Genomic DNA, 24,600 nt, shown 5'->3' with positions numbered 1-24,600 from the left:
GCGCTGCGTCCTTCACTGTGCACTAAGGGGTGAGCGGAGCGCGCATGTGTGGACTGAACAGCTGGGTGCGCACGGTTGGTCAGTCATTCGCCGCCGGTTGGGGCGGGAGTTGAGCGGGAGCGGACGAGTGCGGTCATTCGATCAATCACTGACGAAGAGGTATCGTCTCCCGTTTCCCCTGTCTCGCTCGCCGACGCCCGTGCGCATTCGGTCCCCAGTCGATCCAATGCAGTCCTGAGACTGGTCCTTACTTTCAAAGCGCGCCCCAGCTGAGGGGTGCGCGCACGCCAGCTGCGCAGTCATGCAGACCCTCCGACCACCGGCTCGTGGGATGGTGCTATGACGCACTAGTTCGCATCTTGGACCGCCCGCGAGCGCCGCCATTCGATGATCAGCCTTCGTTTCGGTGCGTCGTTGGTGAGCGGCGAACTTCCCAGGGTCGCATCACTGGGGCGTGGACACGCGCTGAGCCCGCTTGCATCTTCGTGGGACGGTTTCACGTGAAACACAACCGCTAGCCCCTGGCGGCGGAGCGTAAGCGGCTGAAGCGTAGCTAGCTGACCCAGCAACGAACTCGAGTCGGCAGAAGCCTGAACTACCCTCAGACGACTCTCGTCACCGACCCGGATGGCGCGAAACGTTGGACGAGTAGGACGGACTCAGTGTTTCACGTGAAACATGACGACACCGTGTGGCAGGAAATCGCGCTAAGAACGGATGTCGTGCACCGAGCGCCCCTCGTGAGCTCGCGAGACGAGGACCCCGGGACTGATGGGTGGACGTGCAGCGGTGAAGGGCCCGGGATCTCTAGTCCCCGCCCCTGCCATCACACACCGGGCGCGCGGGTAGACTGGGCGAGTTGCCGACGGAGAGGTGCGTTTCACGTGAAACAGTCCGATGAGGCGCCCGCGTCGTCTTCGTTCGACGACTCCCCGATCGCACGAGAGATCGCGAATCTCTCCGCCCGTCGACGGACTCTCGAAGAGACGTCCGTTGAGCTGTCGGGTCGTACGCGCGTGTTCACGGTGTCGAATCAAAAGGGCGGGGTCGGTAAGACCACGACGGCTGTTAACATCGCGGCGGCACTGGTGTCGGTCGGAGCTCGTGTTCTGGTCGTCGACCTCGATCCTCAGGGCAACGCGTCGACGGCACTCGGCGTTGCGCATAGTGCCGATACTCCGAGCGTGTACGACGTGCTCATAGATGAGTTCCCTCTCGCGGACATCATTCAGACCAGCCCAGAGTCCCCCGACCTCTTGTGCGCACCCAGCACTATCCATCTCGCCGGCGCCGAGATCGAGCTCGTGTCGCAGGTCGCGCGAGAGCATCGCCTCCGCGGAGCACTACGTGATTACCTCGATCGCGACGAAAGTCACCTCGACTTCGTGATCATCGATTGCCCCCCATCTCTCGGGCTCCTGACCATCAACGCCTTCACGGCCGCCGACGAGGTTCTGATTCCCATCCAGTGCGAGTACTACGCGCTCGAGGGACTCAGTCAGCTACTCGGTAGCGTGCAGATGATCCAGAAGCATCTGAACCCGGGCTTACATGTCTCGACCATTCTGTTGACGATGTACGACGGACGAACTCGGTTGGCGCAACAGGTCGCCGAGGAAGTCCGCTCGCACTTCACGGACGAGGTCTTGAACACCGTCATCCCCCGCTCGGTACGCGTCTCGGAGGCTCCGAGTTTCGGACAGACCGTCATCGCGTACGATGGCCAGTCAGCGGGCGCCATTGCCTACCGCGAGGCCGCGGTGGAGATCGTCGCTCGCGACACCACGAAGAAGGGTTCCTGATGGCCAAGAGGACCGGTCTGGGCCGCGGTATCGGCGCCCTCATCCCCACCATGGAGCCGTCGGAGGCGCGTCCCGTCGACGTGTTCTTCCCCGACGGGAACGTCAAAGGGAAGGACGCCCCCGTTGAGACCGTCGGCGATCAGACGTCCGACTCGTCCCTCGTCACGGTGCCCGGTGCGCGCCTCGTCCACATCGACCCGAAGTCGATCGTTCCCAACCCGCGCCAACCACGTACGCACTTCGACGCCGACGATCTGGCGGAGCTCATCCACTCCGTCCGTGAGTTCGGAGTTCTGCAGCCCGTTGTCGTGCGGGACAAGGGCGACGGCACCTACGAACTCATCATGGGTGAGCGCCGTACTCGAGCGTCTCGCGAGGCGGGGCTCGAGACGATCCCGGCTGTGGTGCGCGAGACCGAGGATGAGTACCTCCTCCGCGATGCCCTCTTGGAGAACCTCCACCGGTCGCAGCTCAATCCGCTGGAAGAAGCTTCCGCCTACCAGCAGTTGTTGGAGGACTTCGGCATCACGCAGGAGGAGCTCGCGACGCGAATCGGTCGCTCCCGCCCGCAGATCAGCAATACCATCCGTCTGCTGAAGCTGCCGGTGCCCGTGCAGCAACGCGTCGCTGCGGGTGTCCTGAGCGCTGGGCACGCTCGTGCCATCCTTTCGCTGGACGACCCCAAAGAAATGCAGAAGCTCGCCGACAAGATCGTCAACGAGGATCTCTCGGTGCGGGCGGCCGAAGCCGCGGCCAAGATGCCCGGTGTTGCACCCGTGCGCCAGAAGCCCCGGGCCGGGTCGCAGCAACTGGGTCTGGACGCCATCGCCGATCGGCTCGGTGATCGCTTCGATACCAAGGTGCGGGTCTCGCTGAGTGCAAAAAAAGGCCAGATCAGCATTGATTTTGCCAGCATTCAGGATCTCAATCGCATTCTTTCCACGTGGGGCGAAGAGGGCTACACGGGCTGAGCGCTCGCTCGGGTGCTTCTCTCGCGGTCAGCGAACGGGTTCCGAGGCCCGATGTCAGCGGCTCGACGTACGCTGGAACGGTGACAGCGAACGACGACAACCCGCGCCGTCGCGCCAGCCTCGAGCTTCTGCGCGCGGAGGCCTCCGACGAACTCGCGGTTTTGATCCACGAGCGCCTGCGCGGGGGTGAAGACCCGTGGGACTTCATGGAAGACCTACCGAGCGTCGACGAGCTGGTCGTGCTCATTCTGCGGGCTGACAACATCTCGGAGAACGGCGGCGTCCGACCGACCCGCGCACGCAACTACCGTGTGCTCCGGCAGATCGCTCTCGACTACCCCGCTCTCACGAAGGCCGTGTGGCGCATCCTGGGCGATGAAGAGCCGCATCGGCGCTGGGATGCCAGCGCCCGTCTCGACGCCTCCTGAGGGGCGCTCAGGCGCCCGTGTGGGCCGCACCCATCATCTGACCCACGCGGACGTGCTCCGCACCCCAGGAGTCCTGGCATCCTGATCTCGTCCGAGGGTGATCGCGCGGCGACCCGCAGCGGTGTGAGTGTCGTGTCTCGCCGTCTGAACGCTCGATGCCCCTGCTACAGGCGCCCTTCTTCGACAACCCTGCACCCATAACGCAAACGTCCCCGACACCAGAAGGCGCCGGGGACGTTCAGACGAGAGATCTCAGCCGAGGAAGGCGGCGAGATCCTGCTCGAGCGCGTACTTGGGCTTCGCACCGATGATGGTCGTCTTGACCTCGCCGCCCTGGAAGACCTTCATCGCGGGGATCGAGGTGATCTGGTACTTCATCGCGAGGTCGGGGTTCTCATCGACGTTGAGCTTGAGAACGGTGATCTTGCCCGCGTTCTCGTTCTGGATCTCGTCGAGAACGGGGGCGACCATGCGACACGGTCCGCACCACTCGGCCCAGAAGTCCACGAGAACGGGTCCGTCGGCCTGCAGGACGTCCTGCTCGAACGTTGCGGAGGTCGTCGCCTTGGCAGTCATTGCATTTCTCCTTAGATGAAAGCGTCAGTTGGTGAAAACGCCGGTGAGCTCGGTTTTGTTCCTCAGACGACCGCGGCGTCGGGGAGGCCCTCGATGGGGCTCTCGGCGACGGCGGGCTCGCCGGCCTCACCGCGCGCGGCGAGGAAGTGCTCCACGTCGAGTGCGGCGACGGTTCCACTGCCCGCGGCCGTGATGGCCTGCCGGTAGGTCGGGTCGATGACGTCGCCGGCGGCGAAGACACCCTCGACCGACGTGCGCGACGAACGGCCGTCGACCCAGATGGTGCCCTGGTCGGTCAGCTGCAGCTTGTCGTGGACGAGGTGCGTCCGGGGGTCGTTTCCGATCGCGACGAACAGGCCGTCCAGTGGCAGCTCGCGCGTGGAGTCGTCGACGGTCGAGCGCAGGCGCACGCCGTTGACGGCCTCGTCGCCGAGGATCTCGTCGACGGCGCTGTTCCAGATGAACTCGATCTTCGGGTTCGCGAACGCGCGCTCCTGCATGATCTTCGAGGCGCGGAGGGAGTCCTTGCGGTGGATGATGTAGACCTTCGACGCGAACTTCGTCAGGAAGTTGGCCTCTTCCATCGCGGAGTCGCCACCGCCGACTACGGCGATGGTGCGGTCACGGAAGAAGAAGCCGTCGCAGGTGGCGCACCACGAGACGCCGCGGCCGGACAGGCGGTCTTCGCCCTCGAGGCCGAGCTTGCGGTAGGCCGATCCGGTGGCGTAGATGACAGAGACGGCCTCTTCGACCTTGCCGCTACCGAGGGTGATCTTCTTGACGGGGCCGTCGAGCTCAAGCGAAACGACGTCGTCGTACAGGACCTGGGCGCCGAAGCGCTCGGCCTGCGCCTGCATCTTGGCCATGAGGTCGGGACCCTGGATGCCGTCGGGGAACCCGGGGAAGTTCTCGACCTCGGTCGTGTTCATGAGATCGCCGCCGGCTTCGACGGAACTCGCGACGACGAGGGGCTCGAGGTTGGCTCGGGCAGCGTAGATGGCGGCCGTGTATCCGGCCGGGCCCGATCCGATGATGATGACGTGACGCACGTTTGCGCCTTCCTCTCGTTGATTCCGTCGGATGAAACCCATGGTAGCCGCGGGGTATTCCGCAGCCCCCGGGGCTAGCGCTTGGGGAGGAACCGCCGACCGAGCGCGAGCGCCGGTGCGAGTTCGGGGGTGCGGAAGAGGGCCAGGATGCCGATGTACACGGCGAGGACGACCATGCCCAGCACCGCGGCACCGGCGATTCCCGCCGGGACGCTGCTCGTCATCCATCCCTCGGGTCCGCCCAGAAGGATCAGGGCTCCCCATCCGGCGGCCGCCGCGGGAATCGCGGCCAGGGCGAAACGCCCGAGCGCCGGGAGCCAGGAACCGGTGCCGATTCCCGAAAGCCGACGGCGCAGCAGGACCGTCGCCACGATCACCTGCACGATGCTCGCGAACGACTGAGTGAGGGCGACCCCGGCGGCGAGCTCCGACCGGTCGATGACCGCGCCTGCCGCGATGGCGCCGCCCGCGACGAGCGCACACTGCAGCAGCGTGAAGAAGAAGGGGGTGCGCGTGTCGTTGTAGGCATAGAACGTGCGCTGTACGACGAACAGCACGGCGAGGGGCACGAGGCAGACCAGGAAGCACCAGAGCACGGGTGCGGCCGCGAGGGCCTGTTCGGGACTCTTCGTGAAGATCCGGCTCGCGGGAACGGCGGCCACGGCGAGGGCGGCGGTGGCCGCCACGATGAAGAACCCGAGCGTGCGGATACTGCGCGTGATGTCTGCCCGTACCTCGTCGTCTCGTCCCGCGGCGGCGTGTTCGCTGAGCTGCGTGAAGTAGGGCGTCCCGATCGAGAGCACGATGATCGAGTACGGCAGCATGAACAGCAGCCAGGCGTTCTGCGAGGCGAAGATGGCGGGGTCGTCGCCGGATGCACCCGAGAGCACATTGGACTGCACGATGCCCGCGAGCTGGCCGGCGACGACCATCAGGAATGTCCAGCCGGCGAGCCGGCTGATGTGCCGGAGCCCCACACCTTTCCAGCGGAAATCGGGTCGGAGCGTCAGGCCCGCCCGTCGCCAGAAGAACATCAGGACAGCCGTTTGGACGACGATTCCGCCCGTGGCGGTGGCCGCGAGGAGGGCGATCATCGACGGCGTCCAGGCGTCTACGTTCTCTTGAGGCCCGCCGAACAGCAGGACGAACGCTCCGAATCCGGCGATCGAGACGATGTTGTTGACGATCGGCGCCCACGTGTACGGGCCGAAGACGCGGCGAGCGTTGAGGATCTCCCCCAGCAGTGCGTACAGGCCGTAGAAGAAGATCTGCGGCAGACACCAGTAGGCGAAAGCGGTCGAGAGGGCCAGTTGGTCGTCGGTGAACTTGCCCGCGTAGACATGCACCAGAAGAGGCGCCGCGATCATGGCGAGAGCGGTGGCGCCCAGCAGTCCGACGGTTCCGAGCGTGAACAGCTTCGAGATGAAGGCTTGTCCCCCGTCGGCGTGCGCGGCGGCCTTGACGATCTGCGGGACGACGACGGCCGTCAACAGGCCGGTCGAGATGATCGCGTAGATGTTGTTCGGCAGCTGGTTGGCGACCGCGAAAGCGTCACCCGCGCTGCTGATCGACCCGATGGCCGCGACGAGCACGACGGTGCGCAGCACGCCACTGACGCGGGACACGATGGTCCCGGCTCCGATGAGCACGCTGGCTCGGCCGATGCTGCTCACGGGCGTGTCTCCTGCTCGGTGTCCGACGCGATCGCGCGGGGTGTCTGCTCGTCGGTCTCGTTGTCGTCGGCGTCCTCCGCGGGGCTGCGGCCGTCGGCATCCGGATCTTTCAGGACGATCCCGTCCGCGGGCTCGTCGTCGTGAGAGGTCTGAGGTGAGGCCTCCTCGGCACGCAGCCGGCGTCGACGGGCGATGGTGCGGATCACCCCGAGGCTGAGGAAGCCGACGATCAGCGCGATGACGACCACGATGCCGATGTTCTCCCACTCGGCGCGCACCTCGACGTCGACGGCCTGGGGCGAGCCGATCGGTACGCCCGTGGGGCTGTAGAGCTGGAGGTCGACGCTGACCTCTCCGTTGGCGATGCGGGCTTCGACGGGGACCTCGACGCGGGTGTTGGCGGAGGCCTGGGCGTCGATGGTCGTGTGATCCTGCACGCGCAGGCGCACGTCGTTGGTGCGCACCGCCATGACGACCGTGACCGGCCAGGGCAGATCGTTGCGGACCCACGGGCGCAGGGGGGCGCTGGAGCTCACCAGCCGGAAGTCGGACGACAGGATGCCGACGGAGTCGAGCGTCGTGCGCGTCGCGGCGCGGTGATCGGAGACGGCCTGACGGGCGGCATCCCCCGTCCAGGACACGTTCGTGACCTGGAGGAGCTCGGCGCGTTCGCGGCCGGTGAGGAGCTCGGGCTGATCGAGGATCGAGGCGAAGCGGTCGATGCTCTGCTCGTCGACGAGCAGATCGCGGACCTCGTCGACCCGAGCCGTGTCGATGGTGGGGGCGCTGAGGGAGACCTCGGATGCCGGGAGGGCCACCACCGCGCGCAGAGTCGATGCGGTGAAGCCCGGGGCGGTCGCCGCGAGGCCGAGGGTCGCGCGGAGGCTGACGCGAGAGCGATCGGTGCCCCGGTCGAGGACGGCCAGGACCGGCTGATCGCCGGTGGCGGCGCGCGCGATGGAGAGGTACGCCTGGGCGGCCGCGAGCGAGGCGCCGCGGCGGGTGCTGTCGTTCTGTCCGGCCGCGTCGGCGAGGGCGCGCGAGACCTCGGCGTCGTAGACGGGGGTGGACACCCCTCCGACGCGGGCGGAGGCCTGACGACCGCCTCCCGAGACGCTGGTGGACGGGACGAGGACGTGGGCGGGGTCGTCGGCGCTGCCGAGGGTGCCGAGGGCGGCGACGGTGTCCGAACCCGCGGATCCGGTGGCGGGCCAGTAGACGTTGGGCGTGGCGACCCCGATGTCGAGCAGCGTCGACAGCGACGGGAACGTCGGCTGACCCGGTGTCGAGCTCGCAGCCGGTGCGGGGGTCGATACCGCCGAGACGGCCGGAGCCGGCTGCACGAAGTCGGCTGCGGCCATGTAGTTCTGCAGCGACGTGGGCGTCAGCGGGGCCGTCAGACCGGCGTGCAGCTGGGCCGCGACATCGGAGTCGCCGAACTGCAGGGCGAACCGGTCGTTGGGCAGGGCCAGCAGTCGCTGCAGCCACGACACCGCGGTGGGCGGGGCCGCCGAGCCCAGCACGCGGATCGCGGCGGGGATGGCGGGGTCGACGGCCAGGGTCGCGGCGGTGCCGTCGACCGCGTCGAGCTGCGCCGACAGAGCGCCGTCGACGGCCGTGAGCTCGGCCAGTTCGTTCGCCGTCAGCAGCCCTCGGGTGAGGGGCGCCGCGGTGATCGGCACGACGAGCGCGATCGGCGTCTGCGCGCCGGCCTCGGCGGGGACGACGACCACGCTGGGGGCGGTCAGTCCCGCACTGGTCGCCAGCACGGGGTAGACCCCCGCCCCGCGGTTGGCGAGAGCCGGATCGGTGCCCGGTGCCGTGAGCGTCGTGGTCGACTGGGCGCCGGAGGCGGTGGCATCCAGTGTTCCCACGGCGATCTGCTGAAGAGCGATGCCCGAGGCATCACCGCTGAGCCAGCGGTCGATCGACGCGTCGTCGGCGAGGGGGGCGGACCCGAGGGAGAGGGTGACGGGCCCGGCGGTTGCGGGCGAGGTGCCGGCCGCGACGGTGACGACGACCGACAGGGCATCGCCGGGGCGCAGGATGCCGTTCGCCGAGGGCGCCGCGGTGAGCACCGACGGAGAGGTCGAGGCCGACGGCGACGGGCTGGGCGTGGCCGCGGAGGCGGCGGTGGCCGGGAGTGCGATGCCCGCGACGAGGGCCCCGGCGGCCAGGGTCGCCAGGAGCCGGCGCGTGAAGGAGCGCCGCGGCACGGGTGCGCCCGAAGGCTGGGAGGTCACGGTCATACGAGCGTCGGCGGAACGAGGGGGCCTCGCACCGCCTGCGAGTCTAGGCCCGCGTACCTACAAGCCCCCCGATAGCCTCGCGCAGACGATTGAATGGACCGGTGCTTCCCGAACCCGATCCTCAGCTGTGCCAGGCCCTCGCCGACGACCTTCGCGCGGCGGATTACACCAGTGCGGCCCTCCGCGACGCGTGGGGGGTGCAGGCCGACGACGCCGTCGCCCGCGGGCTCCGCCGCCCCGCCACTCGGGCTCTGGGCGAGCGCGGTGACGCCCTCGCGGTGCTGGGGCGCCTGTGGGGTCTCGGGCTGCCGGTACCCCGCGGAGACGCCGAAGCGGCCCTCCCCACTCTTCGCGTCGACGGCGCGGCGGCTCTCGGGCTGTTGGAGATCTCGGGGGATGCCGTGACCCCCGCCGCGCTCGTGCGGCCCCAGGCCTTCGCCGACGACGAGGGCGAGGTCGAGTGGTGGATCGCCAGCGACCTCGATGAGGCGGCCCTCGAGGGTCCCCTTCCCGAGGACCATGTGCTCGGTGTCGGCGGGGCGTCCCAGACCGTCGCGCGCCTCCAGCTCACCCGTCGAGCGCGCACGGCCCTCGACATCGGCACCGGCTGCGGCATCCAGGCCCTCCGCCTTCGCCGGCTCGTCGACCACGTCGTCGCGACCGACATCTCCGAGCGCGCCCTGCGCTTCACCCGGCTCAACGCCCTCGTGAACGGTGTGGACGGGATCGAGACCCGCCGGGGATCGCTGTTCGATCCCGTTGCCGGCGAGACCTTCGACCGGGTGGCATCCAATCCCCCGTTCGTCATCACACCGCGTGTCGCCGGGGTTCCCGCGTACGAGTACCGCGACGGCGGAATGGAGGGCGACTCGCTCGTCGCGTCCGTCATCTCGGGCGTCGGGGAGCATCTCGCGCCCGGCGCCGTGGCGCAATCGCTCGGCAACTGGGAGTACCGCTGGGGCGAGTCGGGGCTCGATCGCGTGCGCGGATGGGTCGGACCGTCGCTCGACGCGTGGGTCATCGAGCGCGAGGTGCTCGACCCCCTCGCCTACGCCGAGCTGTGGGTGCGCGACGGCGGTACGGTGCCCGGGACCCCCGCCTACGCGCGGCTCATCGACGCGTGGCTCGAGGACTTCGCGAGTCGCGGGGTGACGGGTGTCGGGTTCGGGTACGTGCTGTTGCGCAGACCTCTCGCCGGTGGACCCACGCTCGCGCGCTACGAGCGCGTCTCGGGTGGGGGGGAATCGGCGTTCGGGCCGCACCTGTCGGCATCCCTCGCCGCGCACGACCGAGCTGCGCTGCTCGACGACGAGGGTTTGGCGGCGAGCGTGCTGCGCGTCGCCCCCGACGTCACCGAGGCACGCCACCACCGCCCGGGCGAGGAGGACCCGTCGGTCATCGAGCTGCGTCAGGGCGGCGGCTTCGCGCGCACGCTCGAGGTCGACCCGGGTCTGGCGGCGCTCGTCGGCGCCTGCGACGGTGACCTGCCGGTGGGCTCCCTCATCGACGCGATCGCCCAGCTGATGGAGGTGGATGCCGTGGCCCTGCGCGCGGATCTGCTGCCGCGCGTGCGCGAGCTGCTGGTGACGGGCTTCCTGGGTTTCGCCGACGATTGATCCGGCCCCCGCTCGGTGGCGTTCCGCGGCCCCGGATAGGCTCGAAGGCATGCTGAACATGGCTGAGGGTCTCGCGCGCCTCGAGGAGCTCGCCGCGCATCCCGTGGTCGCCACGCTCGCTCGCGTCTTCGCCGAGGCCGGTCGTGATCTGGCCATCGTGGGGGGTCCCGTGCGTGACGCCCTGCTCGGCCGCGTCACCCACGACTTCGATTTCACGACCGACGCCCGCCCCGACGAGATCCTCGCGCTGGTCAAGCCCGTCTCGTCGGTGCAGTGGGACGTGGGCCGGGCCTTCGGCACGATCGGCGCCCGGGTGAAGGGCGAACAGGTCGAGATCACCACCTACCGCGCGGACAGCTACGACGGCGTCACCCGCAAGCCCACCGTCGAGTTCGGCGACACCCTCGAGGCCGACCTCAGCCGTCGTGATTTCACGGTCAACGCGATGGCCCTGCGGGTTCCCGCCCGCACGCTCGTCGACCCCACCGGTGGCGTCGAAGACCTGGTCGCGGGGCGCCTGCGCACCCCCATCGACCCGGCCGTGAGCTTCGGCGACGACCCGCTGCGCATGCTACGCGGGGCTCGCTTCTCGTCGCAGCTCGACTTCGCCGTCGACCCCGACACCCTCGATGCCATCCGCGAGCTGCGCGGTTCCCTGCAGATCGTCAGTCCCGAGCGGGTACAGGCCGAACTCGTGCGACTCATGCAGACCGATGATCCGGTCCGCGGCATCCGGGTGCTCGTCGAAACCGGTCTGATCGAGGAGTTCTTGCCCGAGGTGCCCGCGCTGCGCCTCGAGGTCGATGAGCACCACCACCACAAGGACGTCTACGAGCACTCGTTGACGGTGCTGCGCCAGGCCATCGCGCTCGAGAAGCAACGACACCCGGATGCCGCGCCCGACGTGCCCCTGCGCCTGGCAGCGCTGCTGCACGACATCGGCAAGCCCGCCACCCGACGACTCGAGGCGGGCGGCGGTGTGACCTTCCACCACCACGACATCAAGGGCGCGCGCATGGCACGCAAGCGCCTGCAGGCCCTGCGCTTCGACGCCGCGACCACGACCGTCGTCTCGCGCCTCGTCGAGCTGCACCTGCGATTCTTCGGCTACGCCGAGGGGGCGTGGACGGATGCCGCGGTCCGCCGCTATGTGCGCGACGCGGGCGATGAGCTCGAGCGTCTGCACATCCTCACGCGTGCCGACGTGACCACCCGCAACAAGCGGAAGGCCCAGCGCCTGGCATCCGCGTACGACGACATCGAGGCCCGCATCGCGGCGCTCCGCGAGCAGGAGGAAATCGACTCGATCCGCCCCGAGCTCGACGGCAACCGCATTCAAGAGGTGCTCGGGTTGAAGCCGGGTCGCGAGGTGGGCGAGGCGTATCGCTTTCTGCTCGACCTGCGACTCGACGAGGGCGTGCTCGGCGAGGCCGAGGCCGAGAAGCGCCTGCGGGAGTGGTGGGCGGCGCGGGGCTGAAGCCGCGTTCGGGGTTTTCGCCGGTGGGCGGGACCGTCGCGCGGAGTTCGTCGGTGACACGCCGACGGCGACGGACCGCCGGCGGCGGGTCGGTCGTGCGGTCCGCGCGACGGTGCGGGCCGCGGGCGACTCGTCCGTTCCTCTGGGATTGACGGCGTTTTCCGGGCGTCGGGGACGGTTTCCCTCGGCAGGCTGGAGCGATGGATGCCACGAGCTACGTGTTCCACGCGCGGGTAGGTCTCGCGGAGGGGACTTCGACGCTCCTCCCGCTGAGCGATCTGGCCAAGATCGCCCCCGAGGCTCACCGAGACGCCCTCGCGAAGTACGACGACACCGCGGAGCGGCAGCGGCTGCGCGACACCGTCATTCCCGGCCTCGACCGGACGTGGACAGAGGTCGTCTTCCTCTCCCCCGTCCACCCGCATGCGATCTGGCAGGCCTGGCTCGAGATCCGGGGTCGTCGTCGGCCGCCGGCGGAGTTCTGGGCCATTCCGGCCGCCGATCTCCCCGAGGGCAGCGTCGTGGTGGACCGCACGCTCACCGCCACGGGCGATCCGATCGACCCGCGTGAGGTCCTGCCGTTCGATCGTGCGTCCCATCGAGCTGCTCTGACGACGACCCGGAAGAATCGCGCCTGGCTCGAGGAATGCGCGCGCCGAGGGGTGAGCGGGGCGTGGTTTCATGGCATCCCGCATGTCCTGGCGCCGGGGCCGGTTCCGCTAGATCGCGCGCACCTCGTGTCGTGGGAGATGGCGCCGTAACGGGGCGGGGCACTCGACGACCGCCCCGGAGGATCGAGCGCGCCCCCCTGAATCGGACCCTCCCGATCGCGGACCACCCGACCTACACTGGGACACACCTCCGTCACCGCCGATGGGAGTCCCGTGCCCTCTCCGTGGTCGCGACCGGCCGTATCCCCCGAGACCTCGGGGCTGCTGATCGCGCGTGCTCACGAGGAGCTCATCGCCGGCAATGACGACCGCCGACTCGCTGACGTTCGACCGCTCGTGCAGGAGTCGTGGCGAAGGTCTTTGGCATCCCTCGTCGGGCCCGAGGGTCTTCCGCCGCTCGATCTGCCCAGCGGCGAGCTGGACGCGTACCGCCGCGCTCACCCGCTCGCCGGGGTCATGGACATGGTGCGCTCGCTGCTCCTGCCCGGGACTGCGGAGGAATCGGGAGTGGTCGTGGCGGTGGGAGACGCCGCGGGCCGGCTGCTGTGGGTCGAGGGCGATCGTCACATCCGTGCCCTGACCGGCGACATGGGGTTCGTGGCGGGGGCGAATTGGGCGGAGGATGCCGTGGGCACCTCGGCCCCGGGGACGGCCCTGACCCTCGACAGGTCGGTGCAGATCCGCGGCGCGGAACACTTCAACCGGCTCGTGCAGCCCTGGTCGTGTACCGCGGCGCCCGTCCACGACCCCGAGACGCGCCGGCTGCTCGGCGTGATCGACGTCACCGGAGGGCCCGAGGCGGTGACTCCTCAAGCCCAGTTACTGGTGGATGCCACGGCTCGGGCGATCGAGAGCGAGATCCTCGTGGCGAGACTGCGCGCGCGGCAGACTCCTCCCCCGCGTCGATCGGCGCCGGCGAGGGCCCTGCTGCGCATCCTGGGTCGAGACCGTGCCCTGTTGGAGGTCGGCGGCGCGTCCGTCGAACTCAGCGCGCGGCACGCGGAGATCCTGCTACTGCTCGCCGTCCACCGCGAGGGTCTGTCCGCCGAGGCACTGAGTGAGGCGGTGTACGGCCACGCTGCCGTCGAGACGCTGCGGCCCGAAATGGTGAGGCTGCGGCGCGTGCTCGCCCCGGTGGCGCCGCGCCTCGTCCCCACCTCGCGGCCCTACCGGCTTCCTGTGGGCCTCGAGACGGACGCGCAGCACGTGCTGTCGCTGCTCGATCGCGGGGCGCACCGGGTGGCGCTCGCGGCCTATGCGGGCTCGGTGCTCCCCGACTCCGAGGCTCCGGGGGTGGTCGAGGTGCGTGAGTCGGTGCGCTCGACGCTGCGTGAGGCGCTGATCGCCGAAGCGGGGGTGGATGTGCTGCTCACCTACGCCGAGACCGCCGACGCGCGCGACGACGAGGAGGTGCTGCGCTTGTGTTTGAAGCTGGTGCCTGCCCGCTCACCCAAACGCGCGGGTCTCGTGGCCCGGCTGGCGAGCCTCGAAAGCGCGTGACACTCCGTGCTCCCCCGCGCCACCAGGGGATTTGCTGAGAGCCTCCCCGATGTCGGAGGCCCTCGTTACGCTGACCGTATGGACGAAAAAGCTCTCGACATCTTCTCGGCAGCTCGCGCCCGTCGCGACGTGGGGCGCATCCGCGAGGCACTCGCCGAGGTCAAGGCGGGCGACGTCGCCCGCGTCATCGTCCGCTCGCCCCGCTACGGGCTCTACGCGCTTGAGGGCACTGTGCGCATCGGCGTCGGCGGGCAGCCGCTCGTCGGCGACGTCATCCTGGCCACGAGCGCCGAGATCCAGCGCATCGACCTCGGCATCGAGGCCCCGCAGCCCGCGCTCGAGGCCGACGTGGTCGACCCCTCGACGCTCCCCCACGGCACGCCGGTGCGAGTGACCTTTCTCACCCCGACCCACCAGACCTTCGCGCTGACGGGTCCTATCACCGTGGGCAACGACCGCTTCCTCCTCGTCGGCAGTTGGATCGTCGCCGACGACCGCGCGATCGCGCCACGCGTGCAGAGCATCGAGCGCCTCGACGACGTCGACCTGCACGAGGTCAACGTCCCGCCGCTGCGTTCGGTGCTCGCCGACGCCGACGCGTAGTCGCGCGGCTGCGCCTAGTCTTCGACGCGCAGAACGGATGCCACGGCCTCGGGGTCGTGGCATCCGTCGTTTCGCGGGGTGCGGTGAGGTCGCGAGATCACGTGATCTCGCCGACATCACCCGTCTTGTCGTGTGTTTTCGTCCAGGTCACGTGATCTCGCGCCCTCCGCGGCCACGACGACCCCGTGCAACCCGATGCAACCTCTCCCGGCGTACCGTCGGCGCATCGCCGCCCGAAGCCGACGCGGCGACTCATGACCGTCGAAGGAGACACGCATGACCATCGTCGAAGAAGGCGTCTCGAGCGTCTACGCCGCTCCCGGAACCCGTGGGGCCGTCGCCGAGTACCGTTCGCGGTACGGGCACTACATCGGCGGCGAGTGGGTCGAACCGCACAGCGGCGAGTACTTCGAGAACATCACCCCCGTCACCGGCAAGCCGTTCTGCGAGGTCGCTCGCGGCGACGCGCACGACATCGACCGCGCGGTCGAGGCGGGGTGGAAGGCGTTCGCGTCGTGGAAGAAGACCACCCCGGCCGAGCGCAGCGTCATCCTGAACAAGATCGCCGATCGGATCGAAGAGAACCTCGAGAAGATCGCCGTCGCCGAGACGTGGGAGAACGGCAAGCCGGTACGTGAGACGCTCGCGGCCGACATCCCCCTGACCGTCGACCACTTCCGCTACTTCGCCGGCGTGCTGCGGGCGCAGGAGGGATCGCTTAGCCAGCTCGACGAGAACACCGTGGCGTACCACTTCAACGAGCCGCTGGGTGTGGTGGGTCAGATCATCCCGTGGAACTTCCCGATCCTCATGGCTGCGTGGAAGCTGGCCCCGGCCCTCGCCGCGGGCAACTGCGTCGTGATCAAGCCGGCCGAGCAGACCCCGGCATCTCTCCTGTTCCTCTTCGACATCATCGGCGACCTCCTGCCGGCGGGTGTCGTGAACATCGTGAACGGCTTCGGCATCGAGGCGGGAGCACCGCTCGCCCAGCACAAGCGGATCCGCAAGATCGCCTTCACCGGCGAGACCACGACCGGCCGCCTGATCATGCAGTACGCCTCGCAGAACCTCATCCCCGTCACGCTCGAGCTCGGAGGCAAGAGCCCCAACGTCTTCTTCGAAGACGTCGCTCTGCACAACGACGACGCCTATTACGACAAGGCGCTCGAGGGTTTCACGATGTTCGCGTTGAACCAGGGTGAGGTGTGCACGTGCCCCTCGCGCTCGCTGATCCAGCGGTCGATCTACGACCAGTTCCTCGGCGACGGCCTCGAGCGCGTCAAGAAAGTGCGCCAGGGCAACCCGCTCGACCCCGAGACGATGATCGGCGCGCAAGCCTCGAACGACCAGCTCGAGAAGATCCTGTCGTACATCGACATCGGCAAGCAGGGCGGTGCGAAGCTGCTCACGGGCGGCGAGCGGGTCGACCTGGGCGGCGACCTTTCGGGCGGGTACTACGTCGCGCCGACGGTGTTCGAGGGCACGAACGACATGCGCATCTTCCAGGAGGAGATCTTCGGGCCGGTGCTGTCGGTGACGTCGTTCGACGACTTCGATGATGCGATCTCGATCGCCAACGACACGCTGTACGGCCTGGGCGCCGGTGTCTGGAGCCGCAGCGGCGACACCGCCTATCGCGCGGGCCGGGCCATCGAGGCCGGGCGCGTCTGGACGAACACCTACCACCAGTACCCCGCGCACGCGGCGTTCGGTGGGTACAAGCAGTCGGGCATCGGCCGCGAGAACCACCTCAAGATGCTCGACCACTACCAGCAGACGAAGAACCTGCTCGTGTCGTACGCCGACGGGGCGATGGGCTTCTTCTGAGCTTCCTCCGGAATGTCCCGCTTCGCGCGAGCTCGACGGACTGAACTCGCACGAAGTGGGACACGCGGCGTGGCGGACGGTATGCATGTCCCACTTTGTGCGGATCGGGTCCCCGATCTCCGCACGAAGTGGGACAGGCCTCAACGAAGGACGGGAACGGATGCCAGAACTCTCCCGCGTGGACGTGACGGATGCCGCTGCCGCGCTGCTGCGCGAGCTGACGGTGAAGCACGGGCCGCTGATGTTCCACCAGTCCGGCGGGTGCTGCGATGGCAGCTCCCCCATGTGTTACCCCGTGGGCATGTTCCTGACCGGTCCTAGCGACGTGCACCTCGGCGACATCGAGGTCGGACTCGACCACCCCGTCGAGGTCTACATGTCGGAGTCGCAGTTCGAGTACTGGAAGTTCACGCACCTGACCATCGATGTCGTTCCGGGACGCGGGGCCGGCTTCTCGGTCGAGGGCCCGACGGGCATGCGGTTCCTCATTCGCTCCCGGATGCTGACGGAGGAGGAGGCGGTGGCGTTCGGGGTGGGCACTCCGTCCGGATGAGGCTTGCCCGCCAGCGCTTGTCACGCAGGGCCGTCACCGAGGCAAGGGTCAGGACGAGAACCGGGACGGCGAGCACCGCGTCCGGAACGAGGTAGGACACCAGAAACCCCGTTGCCGAAGCGCAAGCCACCGCGATCCAGTGAGTGGAATGCCGAGCCGGGTCGATGAGGTATCCCCAGCCCATTCCGAGCAGAGCCGCGAAGACGGTGACGATAAGACTGAGGTCGGGGGTCTCGTGCACGTGGATTCTCCAGGTCCGTGGAGAGGTCAATGTGGCATACCGTGTCCGTCCTCGGCGGGGAGAATCACCTTCGGGCGGACGGTATTCACCCGTCCTGTCGCGGCCCGGCCCGCTACAGCCACCCCCGCTCCACCGCCACCCGCACGGCATCCGCCCGATTCCGCCCGCCGGTCTTGCCGATGGCGCTTGACAGGTGGTTCTTCACCGTTCCCTCCGAGAGGTGAACAGTCCGCGCGATGTCGGCGATCGAACCGCCGTCACGGGCCGCGGCGAGCACGTCGGTCTCGCGTTCGGTCAGCGGTGAGTCGCCCTGGGCGAGCGACTCCGCCGCGAGCTGCGGATCGACCACGCGCAGCCCCTGCGACACCCGCCGCACAGCATCGGCGAGCTCGGCCGCGGGGGTGTCCTTCACGACGAAGCCCGAGGCGCCGGCCTGCATGGCCCGCGCCAGGTACCCGGGGCGCCCGAAGGTCGTGACCATGAGGGCGCGGCATCCGGGGACCTCCGAACGCAGGAGGGATGCCGCAGCGATCCCGTCGAGGCCGGGCATCTCGATGTCGAGCAGGGCGACGTCGGCGTCCGACGACCGCGCGGCCTCGACGACCTCGTCTCCGCGTCCGACCTGGGCGACGACCTCGATGTCAGGCTCGAGTCCCAGGAGGGCGGCGAGGGCCCCGCGCACGAGAGCTTGATCGTCGGCGATGAGCAGTCGGATCACCACGCCACCTTCACTCTGAACCCCCCGAGGTCGCTGCGACCGATCGTCAACCGCGCCCCCGAGGTCTCGACGCGTTCGCGGAGCCCCGTCAGTCCCGAGCCCGTGGATGCCGTGGACGCCGGGCCGCACCCATCGTCGGCGACCTCGATCGACCGGCCATCGAGGCGCACCCGGCACGCGGTCGCGCCGGAGTGGCGGACGACGTTGGTCACCGCTTCGCGCACGACCCATCCGGCGAGCTCGCGCCGGTCGGCGGGGACCTGATCGGTGGAGCCGGGGAGGTCTGCGGAGACCCCCGCGCTCTCGAGAGCCGCTCGCGCCGCGGCGAGTTCGCCGCTGATGCTCACCCCGCGGTAGCCGTGCACGGTCGCGCGAACGTCGGCGAGGGCGCCGCGAGACAGACCCTCGATCTGCGCGATCTCGTCACGGGCGGCCGGGGAGCCGGCATCCACTAGTCGTCCCGCCAATTCGGCCTTGACGGTGATCACGGTGAGCGAGTGTCCGAGGATGTCGTGTACATCGCGGGCGACCCGTCCGCGTTCGCGCTCGGCGGCGAGTTCGGCGATCTGCTCCTGCGCGTCGCGGAGACGCTCGAGGGTCGAGATGTTCTCGACGAAGCTGAACATCATGATCGAGATCGAGAGGATGATCGCCGAGTTCACGACGTTCGACAACGCGTCGGCGTCCATCGCCTCGCCGACGACGAACGACAGAGCGCTGAGGCCCGGGACGAACAGCCAGGTCGTCCGTCGGCCCATCGCCGAGACGGCGAACGCGACGCCGACGAACGTCCACATCCAACGGATGTCGGCGCCGAGCCACGGCAGCAGCGCGAGGCTGAGTGCGAACAGCACCACGGTCGGCGCCACCCGACGCAGGCGCGACGCGGTGACACGGGCGTAGGGAACAGTCGCCATGAACGCGGCCGCGAACACGACCACGATCGCGGTGCCGACGAGGTGACCCGCGACGCTCGGACCCTCCCACAGTTCGACGAGCACGGGAAAGGTCCAGATCAACGAGATCGACGCCCCGATGAACCAGCCCCGTCGGAACGGACGGCGGCCCGGAACGCGGGTGCGTTCCGGGCCGGTCGTCGTGCTCACGTCGTTCACCCTAGGCGCGTCAGCCGCGACGCGTGTCGCGACGGAAGAAGTACACGGTTCCGGCGACGAACACCGCAAGCCACACCACCGCGTTGATCAGGGCGCCGAGATCGAATCCGTCACCGGTGAGGGGCGAACGGGCGAGCTCGCCGATGCCGTACACCGGCGTCAGCTTGCCCATGACCTGGAGGAAGTCGGGCATCGAAGACAGCGGGAAGAACAGACCGCCGAGGAATGACAGCAGCACCACCGCGAGGCTCGTGATCTGCGCCGCGTTCTCGCCCGGCACCATGTACCCGACCATGAGACCGAGCGTCGTGAAGACGGCGCCGGCGAGCACCCAGGCTGCCAGGCCCGTGACGATCCACTGCATCGGGGCGAGCTGCACGCCGGCGCCCGCCGCCACCGCGTATGTCGCGATCACGGCGATGAGGCCGAACATCATGCCCGCGAGCATCTTCACCACGACGTTCGCGACGGGGTTGAGGGGCGTGAGCCGCAGCTGGCGCGACCAGCCCTGCGCGCGCTCGACCGCGACCGATGCCCCGGTCTGGGTCGCCGACATCATGGTTCCGTACATCGCCATCGAGACCATGATGTACGCGGCCACCGACACTCCCCCGGCCGCCAGCGGGGTGTCCGTGAGGGGCACGTCGAGCGTCTGGAACCCGACGATGAAGAACATCAGCACGGGGAACGCGACGGTGAAGAGGATGCTCCGAGGATTCCGCAGCTTGCGCACCAGCTCGATGCGCAGATAGGTCAGGGTGAAGCCGCCGAAGGCGGGGACCGGGCGGTCGAGGGCGATGGCGGTCATCGAAGTGGTCCATTCAAGGCGAGGTCGGATGCCGAGGGCTCGGCGGTGAGAGTCAAGAAGACGCTCTCGAGGTTCTGCGCGGTGATCTCCAGATCGCACGCCGTGGTCGTGCTGAGCAGGTGGCGGGCGAGGGCGTCGGAGTCCCGCGTGCGCACCGAGACGCGCTCGCCGTTGGCCTCGACCGAGTCGACGCCGGGCAGCGCCGCGAGCGCCGTGAGGTCGGCATCCGGAAGCGTCGCCTGAACCACACGACCCGAGACGAGGTTCTTGATCTCGGTGGTGCTGCCGTCGGCGACGATCTGACCGCCCCGCATGAGGATGATGCGGTCGGCGTACTCGTCGGCCTCGTCGAGGTAGTGCGTGGCGAACATCACGGTCCGTCCGCGCGCGGCATCCGCTCGAATCGCGCTCCAGAAAGAGCGGCGCGCTTCGACATCCATGCCGGTGGTCGGTTCGTCGAGGATCAGCAGGGCCGGGTCGCTCACCAGCGCCATCGCGAAGCGCAGTCGCTGCTGCTCGCCGCCCGAGCACAGTCCCACCTTGCGTCGTGCCAGATTCCGGATGCCGGCACGCTCGAGCGCCTCGTCGACGGGACGTTTCTCGGCGAACAGGCTCGCCGTGAGCTCGACGGTTTCGCGCACGGTCAGGTCTTTCAACAGTCCGCCCGACTGGAGCACGGCCGAGACGAGACCGCGGGCGACGGCGCCGCGAGCGGTGTGACCGAACACCTCGATGCTGCCGGCGTCGGGATCGGTCAGTCCCAGGATCATGTCGATCGTGGTGGTCTTGCCCGCGCCGTTCGGGCCGAGGAATGCCACGATCTCGCCCGGTCGGACGGTGAGGTCGACGCCGCGAACGGCGTGGACGGAGCCGAAGCTCTTGACGACGCCCCGCGCGTTGATCGCGGCGGGGGTGGGGGGTGGAGGAGGTCATGTGTTCATGCTGACCTCGGGCGGTCCGCGGCACTTCCGTCGCCCGTCACTATTCGGGGGTGACGTTCGTCATGGGTGGCGTTCTCGCCAGCACCAGCGGTCACGCCACCTTCGTGGCCCTGATCGTGTAGCTCAGCGGCACGACCGACGGCTGCTCGGTCAACGCGAACTCGCCGTCGGGGCGCTGGTTCATGCGGCCGGGAAGCGCCTCCCACGGCACGCTGTCGTGCTCGACCAAGGTGTCGAGGCGCAGGCCGCGCTCGAGCAGCGCGGTGACGATCTCGCCCAGGCCGTGGTTCCACTCGTAGGTCTTCGTCGACGTGAGCGGTGCGGCCACCTCGACGTACGTGCTGTCGTCGTCCCACTCCAACGGGGTGGCCTGCTCGAAGTACGGGAACGCCAGCGACAAGCCCGGCAGGTCCTCGTTCATCGCCCACAGGACGGGGTGCCCCTCGCGGATGTGGAGCGTCCCGCCCGGTGCGAGCAGGTCGGCCACGACTCCGGCCCACTCGGAGATCGACGGCAGCCAGCACAGAGCGCCGATGCCCGTATAGACGAGGTCGAAGGCTCCACGGGGAAGGACGTCAGCGGCATCCCGAACATCCGATCGGACGAAATCGACCTCGACGCCCGCCTCAGCGGCCAGCCGACGGGCCTCGGTGACGGCGTTCTCGGAGAAATCGAGTCCCGTCACCTTCGCGCCGAGGCGGGCGAGCGACAGGGTGTCGGTGCCGATGTGGCACTGCAGGTGCACCGTTCGTTTTCCCGCGATGTCGCCCAGCAGTGGCCGGTCGAAACGCACCACGTCCGACAGCGCTTCGGTGTCGTCGATGTAGCGTGCGATTCCGTATCCTGAGCCATCCCGGGCAGCGTGCAGCGTCGCGCGCTCGTCCCAGTTGGCGCGGTTGGCGTCGATGTAGTCGGAGGTCATGGCATCCCCTTTCCGAGAGACGAGCCTAGGGATGCCACGACCCGGTGTCGCTACGTGACGCGGAGTGGGCGCGATGTCGGGGGTGCGGGTTAGCCTGGCGGCATGTCGGGCAAGGTCTATGTCATCCACGAGAATCCCCAGTGGATCCCGCCGTTCGCGGCGGCATTCGAGGCAGAAGGGGTGCCGTTCGAGGAGTGGCTCCTCACCGACGGGTCGATCGACCTCGCGGTCGAGCCTCCCGAGGGCGTGTTCTGGTCGCGTCTGAGCGCATCGGCGCACACGCGCGATCACGCGCACAGCAAGGAGTTCGGCCGCGCCGTTCTGCGCTGGCTGGCATCGTGGGATCGGACCGTGATCAACGGCGCAGACGTTCTCGAGCTCGAGGTCAGCAAGGTCGCTCAGCATGCGGCTCTCCGCCACGCCGGCATCGACGTTCCGCGCACGGTCGCCGTGTTCGGCACCGACGACCTCGTTGCCACGGCACGCGACTTCGGTGAGCCCTTCATCAGCAAGCACAATCAGGGCGGCAAGGGCCTCGGCGTGCGGCGCTGGGATTCGGTCGACGAGTTCGCTGCGTGGGTCGGCAGCTCCGACTTCGAGCCCTCCCCCGACGGCATCACGCTGCTGCAGGAGCTGCTGGTCGCCCAGGCCCCGTTCATCACGCGCGCCGAGTTCGTCGCCGGCGAATTCGTCTACGCCGTGCGGGTCGACACCAGCGCGGGCAGCTTCGAGCTGTGCCCCGCCGAGGCGTGCGCGGTTCCGGGTGCCGACGGAGTCGAGCCCGAGCCGCTGTTCCGCCGTCGCGACGACGTCGATCCCGTCCTGATCGATCGCTTCCTCGCCTTCCTGGCGGCCGAGGGCGTCGGTATCGCCGGTATCGAGTTCATCGAGACGCGCGACGGCCGCACCGTGACCTACGACGTGAATACGAACACGAACTACAACCCCGACGTCGAGGCCACCGCGCCTCGCTCCGGACCGCGCGAGATCGCTCGCTGGCTCGGCTCGCTGCTCCCGCAGGAAGTGGTCGGTTCGCGTGGCTGAGGCCGCTCCCCCGCACTCCGAGTGGGACGGCTTCGGCTTCGCCACGCGGCAGGTGCACGCGGGCGAGATCGAAGACCTCACGCACGGCTCGCGCATCACGCCGGTGCACCTGTCGGCGGCCTACCGATTCGACTCCTTCCAGGAGGCGACCGATCGGTTCGCCGGCGCCGATCTGGGCCACCTGTACTCGCGGAACGCGAACCCGACCAACCAGGTAGCGGAAGCCCGCCTGGCTTCCCTCGAGGGCGGGTCGGGCGCGATCGTCGTCGGCTCAGGCCAGGCGGCGATCACTATCGCCCTGTTGGGTCTCGCGGGCAGCGGCGAGCACATCGTCTCGACCGCGAGCATCTACAGCGGCACCCGCGTGCTCTTCGACCGCACGTTCGCCCGCATGGGCGTGACCGTCGAGTACGTCTGGGACCCCACCGACGAAGCGGAGTGGGACGCCCTCATCCGCCCCGAGACCAAGGTGATCTTCACCGAGACCCTGCCGAACCCCAAGAACGACGTCGTCGACATCGACGCCGTCGCCCGGGTCGCGCGGCGCCACGGCATCCCTCTCGTGGTCGACAACACCATCGCGACGCCGTTCCTCATCCGCCCCATCGAGCACGGGGCCGACATCGTCGTGCACTCGGCGACGAAGTTCCTCTCGGGGCATGGCGCCAACCTCGCGGGGGCGGTTGTGGACGGCGGCACGTTCGACTGGGTGGCATCCGACCGCTCGTACCCCGCCCTCACCGACACCGCCATCGCCGGTCACGCCTCGTTCGTCGAGGCATTCGGGCCGCGTGCGTTCGAGCTGTCACTGCGGTTCGGCATCGCGAACGACACCGGCCCCGCGCTCTCGCCACTGAACGGTTTTCTGCTGCAGCAGGGCATGGAGACGCTGTCGGTGCGCATGCGCCAGCACCTCGCCACGGCGCGCACGATCGCCGAGTGGCTCGAGGGTCACGCGGAGGTGGAGAGCGTCGACTACGCCGGACTCCCGTCTCACCCGCAGCACGCGCTCGCCGTGCGCGACTACGACGGTCTCTCTGGCTCGGTGTTCTCGTTCACCGTGCGTGGCGGCCGTCCCGCCGCGGAGCGCTTCTTCGACGCCCTACGCCTCTTCAGTCGCATGACGAACATCGGCGACACCCGGTCGATGGCGCTCCACCCCGCGACGACCACTCACCTGGGCTTCACGCAAGAGACGCGCGACCGCCTCGGCATCGGCGACGGCCTCATCCGCCTGTCGATCGGCCTCGAAGATGCGGAAGACCTCATCGCCGATCTCGAGCAGGCCCTTCGCGCCGTGGCGTAGATCGCACGGTCGCGCGGGTGACGGCATCCATCCGTCTGCCCCGTTGAGTGTCCAAAACACCCGGAGAGTTTCGGAATCCGTCCGGGTTTCTTGGACACTCAACAGGCGTGCGGCCATCCCAGGCGGTGCACTTTCCCCTCGAGTGTCCGAAACACCCCGCGAAGGCGCCGGCGCGCTCGGGGTCTTTTGGACACTCACATGCCCGGCGGCCTGGTGCCGGCCCGGCGTGCCGACGCACGGGCGCGCCGACGCATTGCCGCGCCGACGTGCGGGGGCGGCGTGCCAACCCACGGGGTGCGGGCGTGTCGGCATCGCCCGCCGAGCAAAGCCCGGGCAGGGACGGTGAACGGAATGCGCCACCTCCACCGGGTTGAATGTCCAAAACACCCGGAGGTTTTTCGAATCCGTCCGGGTGTTTTGGACACTCAACAGGGGGTGCGCAGACCCGGGCCCGGCCCGCGCCAGGCCCCGCCCGACCTGCGCCGGACGTTCGCGCCGTAACGCCCCCGC

The 24,600-nt window shown here is 68.9% G+C and carries 21 protein-coding genes; 12 read left to right on the top strand and 9 right to left on the bottom strand.

What is annotated here, in order from left to right:
* The first annotated feature begins 884 nt into the window (after window positions 1–884).
* The 3 genes from QE454_RS06165 (at window position 885) to QE454_RS06155 (ending at window position 3,201) form a co-directional block, all read left to right on the top strand.
* Window positions 885–1,802, top strand: coding sequence for a ParA family protein (locus tag QE454_RS06165; protein ID WP_307456925.1), 918 nt, complete (start codon window positions 885–887; stop codon window positions 1,800–1,802).
* Entirely contained in the window at window positions 1,802–2,773 is a 972-nt protein-coding gene (locus QE454_RS06160; RefSeq protein ID WP_210075530.1) for a ParB/RepB/Spo0J family partition protein, read from the top strand. The genes QE454_RS06165 and QE454_RS06160 overlap by 1 nt, the downstream gene beginning before the upstream one ends.
* Window positions 2,774–2,853: 80 nt before the next feature.
* Complete coding sequence (locus QE454_RS06155; protein ID WP_210075527.1) at window positions 2,854–3,201, top strand: tryptophan synthase subunit alpha; 348 nt, start codon at window positions 2,854–2,856, stop codon at window positions 3,199–3,201.
* A 252-nt stretch (window positions 3,202–3,453) separates the two neighbouring features.
* Here the strand turns inward: QE454_RS06155 and trxA are convergent, their stop codons facing one another.
* From trxA to QE454_RS06135, 4 genes are all read right to left on the bottom strand, one after another.
* Complete coding sequence (gene trxA / locus QE454_RS06150; protein ID WP_056225032.1) at window positions 3,454–3,777, bottom strand: thioredoxin; 324 nt, start codon at window positions 3,775–3,777, stop codon at window positions 3,454–3,456.
* A 62-nt stretch (window positions 3,778–3,839) separates the two neighbouring features.
* Complete coding sequence (gene trxB, locus QE454_RS06145; RefSeq protein ID WP_210075525.1) at window positions 3,840–4,826, bottom strand: thioredoxin-disulfide reductase; 987 nt, start codon at window positions 4,824–4,826, stop codon at window positions 3,840–3,842.
* A 74-nt stretch (window positions 4,827–4,900) separates the two neighbouring features.
* Window positions 4,901–6,499, bottom strand: coding sequence for a murein biosynthesis integral membrane protein MurJ (gene murJ, locus QE454_RS06140; protein WP_210075523.1), 1,599 nt, complete (start codon window positions 6,497–6,499; stop codon window positions 4,901–4,903).
* Window positions 6,496–8,742 carry a DUF6049 family protein gene (locus QE454_RS06135; protein WP_307456929.1) on the bottom strand — a complete coding sequence of 749 codons (2,247 nt, stop codon included), beginning with the start codon at window positions 8,740–8,742 and terminating at the stop codon, window positions 6,496–6,498. Before QE454_RS06135 ends, murJ begins: the two co-directional genes overlap by 4 nt.
* 107 nt (window positions 8,743–8,849) lie before the next feature.
* On the opposite strand from QE454_RS06135, the gene QE454_RS06130 reads away from it, so the two are divergent.
* From QE454_RS06130 to QE454_RS06100, 7 genes are all read left to right on the top strand, one after another.
* Window positions 8,850–10,364, top strand: a complete 1,515-nt coding sequence (locus QE454_RS06130) for a methyltransferase (protein ID WP_307456931.1) — start codon at window positions 8,850–8,852, stop codon at window positions 10,362–10,364.
* A 49-nt stretch (window positions 10,365–10,413) separates the two neighbouring features.
* Window positions 10,414–11,841, top strand: coding sequence for a CCA tRNA nucleotidyltransferase (locus QE454_RS06125; RefSeq protein ID WP_307456934.1), 1,428 nt, complete (start codon window positions 10,414–10,416; stop codon window positions 11,839–11,841).
* 200 nt (window positions 11,842–12,041) lie between these two features.
* Window positions 12,042–12,602, top strand: a complete 561-nt coding sequence (locus QE454_RS06120; protein WP_210075515.1) for a hypothetical protein — start codon at window positions 12,042–12,044, stop codon at window positions 12,600–12,602.
* 123 nt (window positions 12,603–12,725) lie between these two features.
* Window positions 12,726–14,012 (top strand): GAF domain-containing protein, encoded by a 1,287-nt coding sequence (locus QE454_RS06115; RefSeq protein WP_307456941.1) that lies wholly within the window; start codon window positions 12,726–12,728, stop codon window positions 14,010–14,012.
* Window positions 14,013–14,090: 78 nt separating this feature from the next.
* Entirely contained in the window at window positions 14,091–14,615 is a 525-nt protein-coding gene (locus QE454_RS06110) for a hypothetical protein (RefSeq protein ID WP_307456945.1), read from the top strand.
* Window positions 14,616–14,891: 276 nt separating this feature from the next.
* The gene (locus QE454_RS06105; protein ID WP_141377086.1) at window positions 14,892–16,442 is read left to right on the top strand and encodes an aldehyde dehydrogenase family protein; all 1,551 of its coding nucleotides are present in this window, start codon (window positions 14,892–14,894) and stop codon (window positions 16,440–16,442) included.
* A 160-nt stretch (window positions 16,443–16,602) separates the two neighbouring features.
* On the top strand, window positions 16,603–16,995 hold the full coding sequence (locus tag QE454_RS06100; RefSeq protein ID WP_307456949.1) for a DUF779 domain-containing protein: 393 nt from the start codon (window positions 16,603–16,605) through the stop codon (window positions 16,993–16,995).
* 353 nt (window positions 16,996–17,348) lie between these two features.
* On the opposite strand, the gene QE454_RS06095 is transcribed toward QE454_RS06100, so the two are convergent.
* From QE454_RS06095 to QE454_RS06075, 5 genes are all read right to left on the bottom strand, one after another.
* Window positions 17,349–17,954, bottom strand: coding sequence for a response regulator transcription factor (locus QE454_RS06095; RefSeq protein WP_307456953.1), 606 nt, complete (start codon window positions 17,952–17,954; stop codon window positions 17,349–17,351).
* Complete coding sequence (locus QE454_RS06090; RefSeq protein WP_307456956.1) at window positions 17,951–19,060, bottom strand: sensor histidine kinase; 1,110 nt, start codon at window positions 19,058–19,060, stop codon at window positions 17,951–17,953. Before QE454_RS06090 ends, QE454_RS06095 begins: the two co-directional genes overlap by 4 nt.
* 19 nt (window positions 19,061–19,079) lie before the next feature.
* The gene (locus QE454_RS06085) at window positions 19,080–19,877 is read right to left on the bottom strand and encodes an ABC transporter permease (protein WP_307456959.1); all 798 of its coding nucleotides are present in this window, start codon (window positions 19,875–19,877) and stop codon (window positions 19,080–19,082) included.
* Window positions 19,874–20,779 (bottom strand): ABC transporter ATP-binding protein, encoded by a 906-nt coding sequence (locus QE454_RS06080; protein ID WP_396652982.1) that lies wholly within the window; start codon window positions 20,777–20,779, stop codon window positions 19,874–19,876. The genes QE454_RS06085 and QE454_RS06080 overlap by 4 nt, the downstream gene beginning before the upstream one ends.
* A 130-nt stretch (window positions 20,780–20,909) precedes the next feature.
* Window positions 20,910–21,740, bottom strand: coding sequence for a bifunctional 2-polyprenyl-6-hydroxyphenol methylase/3-demethylubiquinol 3-O-methyltransferase UbiG (locus QE454_RS06075; RefSeq protein WP_210075502.1), 831 nt, complete (start codon window positions 21,738–21,740; stop codon window positions 20,910–20,912).
* A gap of 102 nt (window positions 21,741–21,842) precedes the next feature.
* On the opposite strand from QE454_RS06075, the gene QE454_RS06070 reads away from it, so the two are divergent.
* Together QE454_RS06070 and QE454_RS06065 are read left to right on the top strand one after the other, a co-directional pair.
* Window positions 21,843–22,784: a RimK family alpha-L-glutamate ligase gene (locus QE454_RS06070; protein WP_307456967.1), complete on the top strand. Its 942-nt coding sequence runs from the start codon at window positions 21,843–21,845 to the stop codon at window positions 22,782–22,784.
* Complete coding sequence (locus QE454_RS06065) at window positions 22,777–24,090, top strand: O-acetylhomoserine aminocarboxypropyltransferase/cysteine synthase family protein (RefSeq protein WP_210075498.1); 1,314 nt, start codon at window positions 22,777–22,779, stop codon at window positions 24,088–24,090. The genes QE454_RS06070 and QE454_RS06065 overlap by 8 nt, the downstream gene beginning before the upstream one ends.
* Window positions 24,091–24,600: the final 510 nt, after the last annotated feature.

Source organism: Microbacterium sp. SORGH_AS_0454, from assembly GCF_031453395.1.
Taxonomy (GTDB): domain Bacteria; phylum Actinomycetota; class Actinomycetes; order Actinomycetales; family Microbacteriaceae; genus Microbacterium.
This window is presented reverse-complemented; position numbering and strand designations above follow the sequence as displayed.

Bases quoted from the DNA above. Each gene is read 5' to 3' on its own strand.
- QE454_RS06160 (WP_210075530.1), top strand. From the start codon at position 1,802: ATGGCCAAGAGGACCGGTCTGGGCCGCGGTATCGGCGCCCTCATCCCC.
- QE454_RS06120 (WP_210075515.1), top strand. From the start codon at position 12,042: ATGGATGCCACGAGCTACGTGTTCCACGCGCGGGTAGGTCTCGCGGAG.
- QE454_RS06085 (WP_307456959.1), bottom strand. From the start codon at position 19,877: ATGACCGCCATCGCCCTCGACCGCCCGGTCCCCGCCTTCGGCGGCTTC.
- QE454_RS06100 (WP_307456949.1), top strand. From the start codon at position 16,603: ATGCCAGAACTCTCCCGCGTGGACGTGACGGATGCCGCTGCCGCGCTG.
- trxA (WP_056225032.1), bottom strand. From the start codon at position 3,777: ATGACTGCCAAGGCGACGACCTCCGCAACGTTCGAGCAGGACGTCCTG.
- QE454_RS06075 (WP_210075502.1), bottom strand. From the start codon at position 21,740: ATGACCTCCGACTACATCGACGCCAACCGCGCCAACTGGGACGAGCGC.
- QE454_RS06070 (WP_307456967.1), top strand. From the start codon at position 21,843: ATGTCGGGCAAGGTCTATGTCATCCACGAGAATCCCCAGTGGATCCCG.
- QE454_RS06110 (WP_307456945.1), top strand. From the start codon at position 14,091: ATGGACGAAAAAGCTCTCGACATCTTCTCGGCAGCTCGCGCCCGTCGC.
- QE454_RS06105 (WP_141377086.1), top strand. From the start codon at position 14,892: ATGACCATCGTCGAAGAAGGCGTCTCGAGCGTCTACGCCGCTCCCGGA.
- QE454_RS06125 (WP_307456934.1), top strand. From the start codon at position 10,414: ATGCTGAACATGGCTGAGGGTCTCGCGCGCCTCGAGGAGCTCGCCGCG.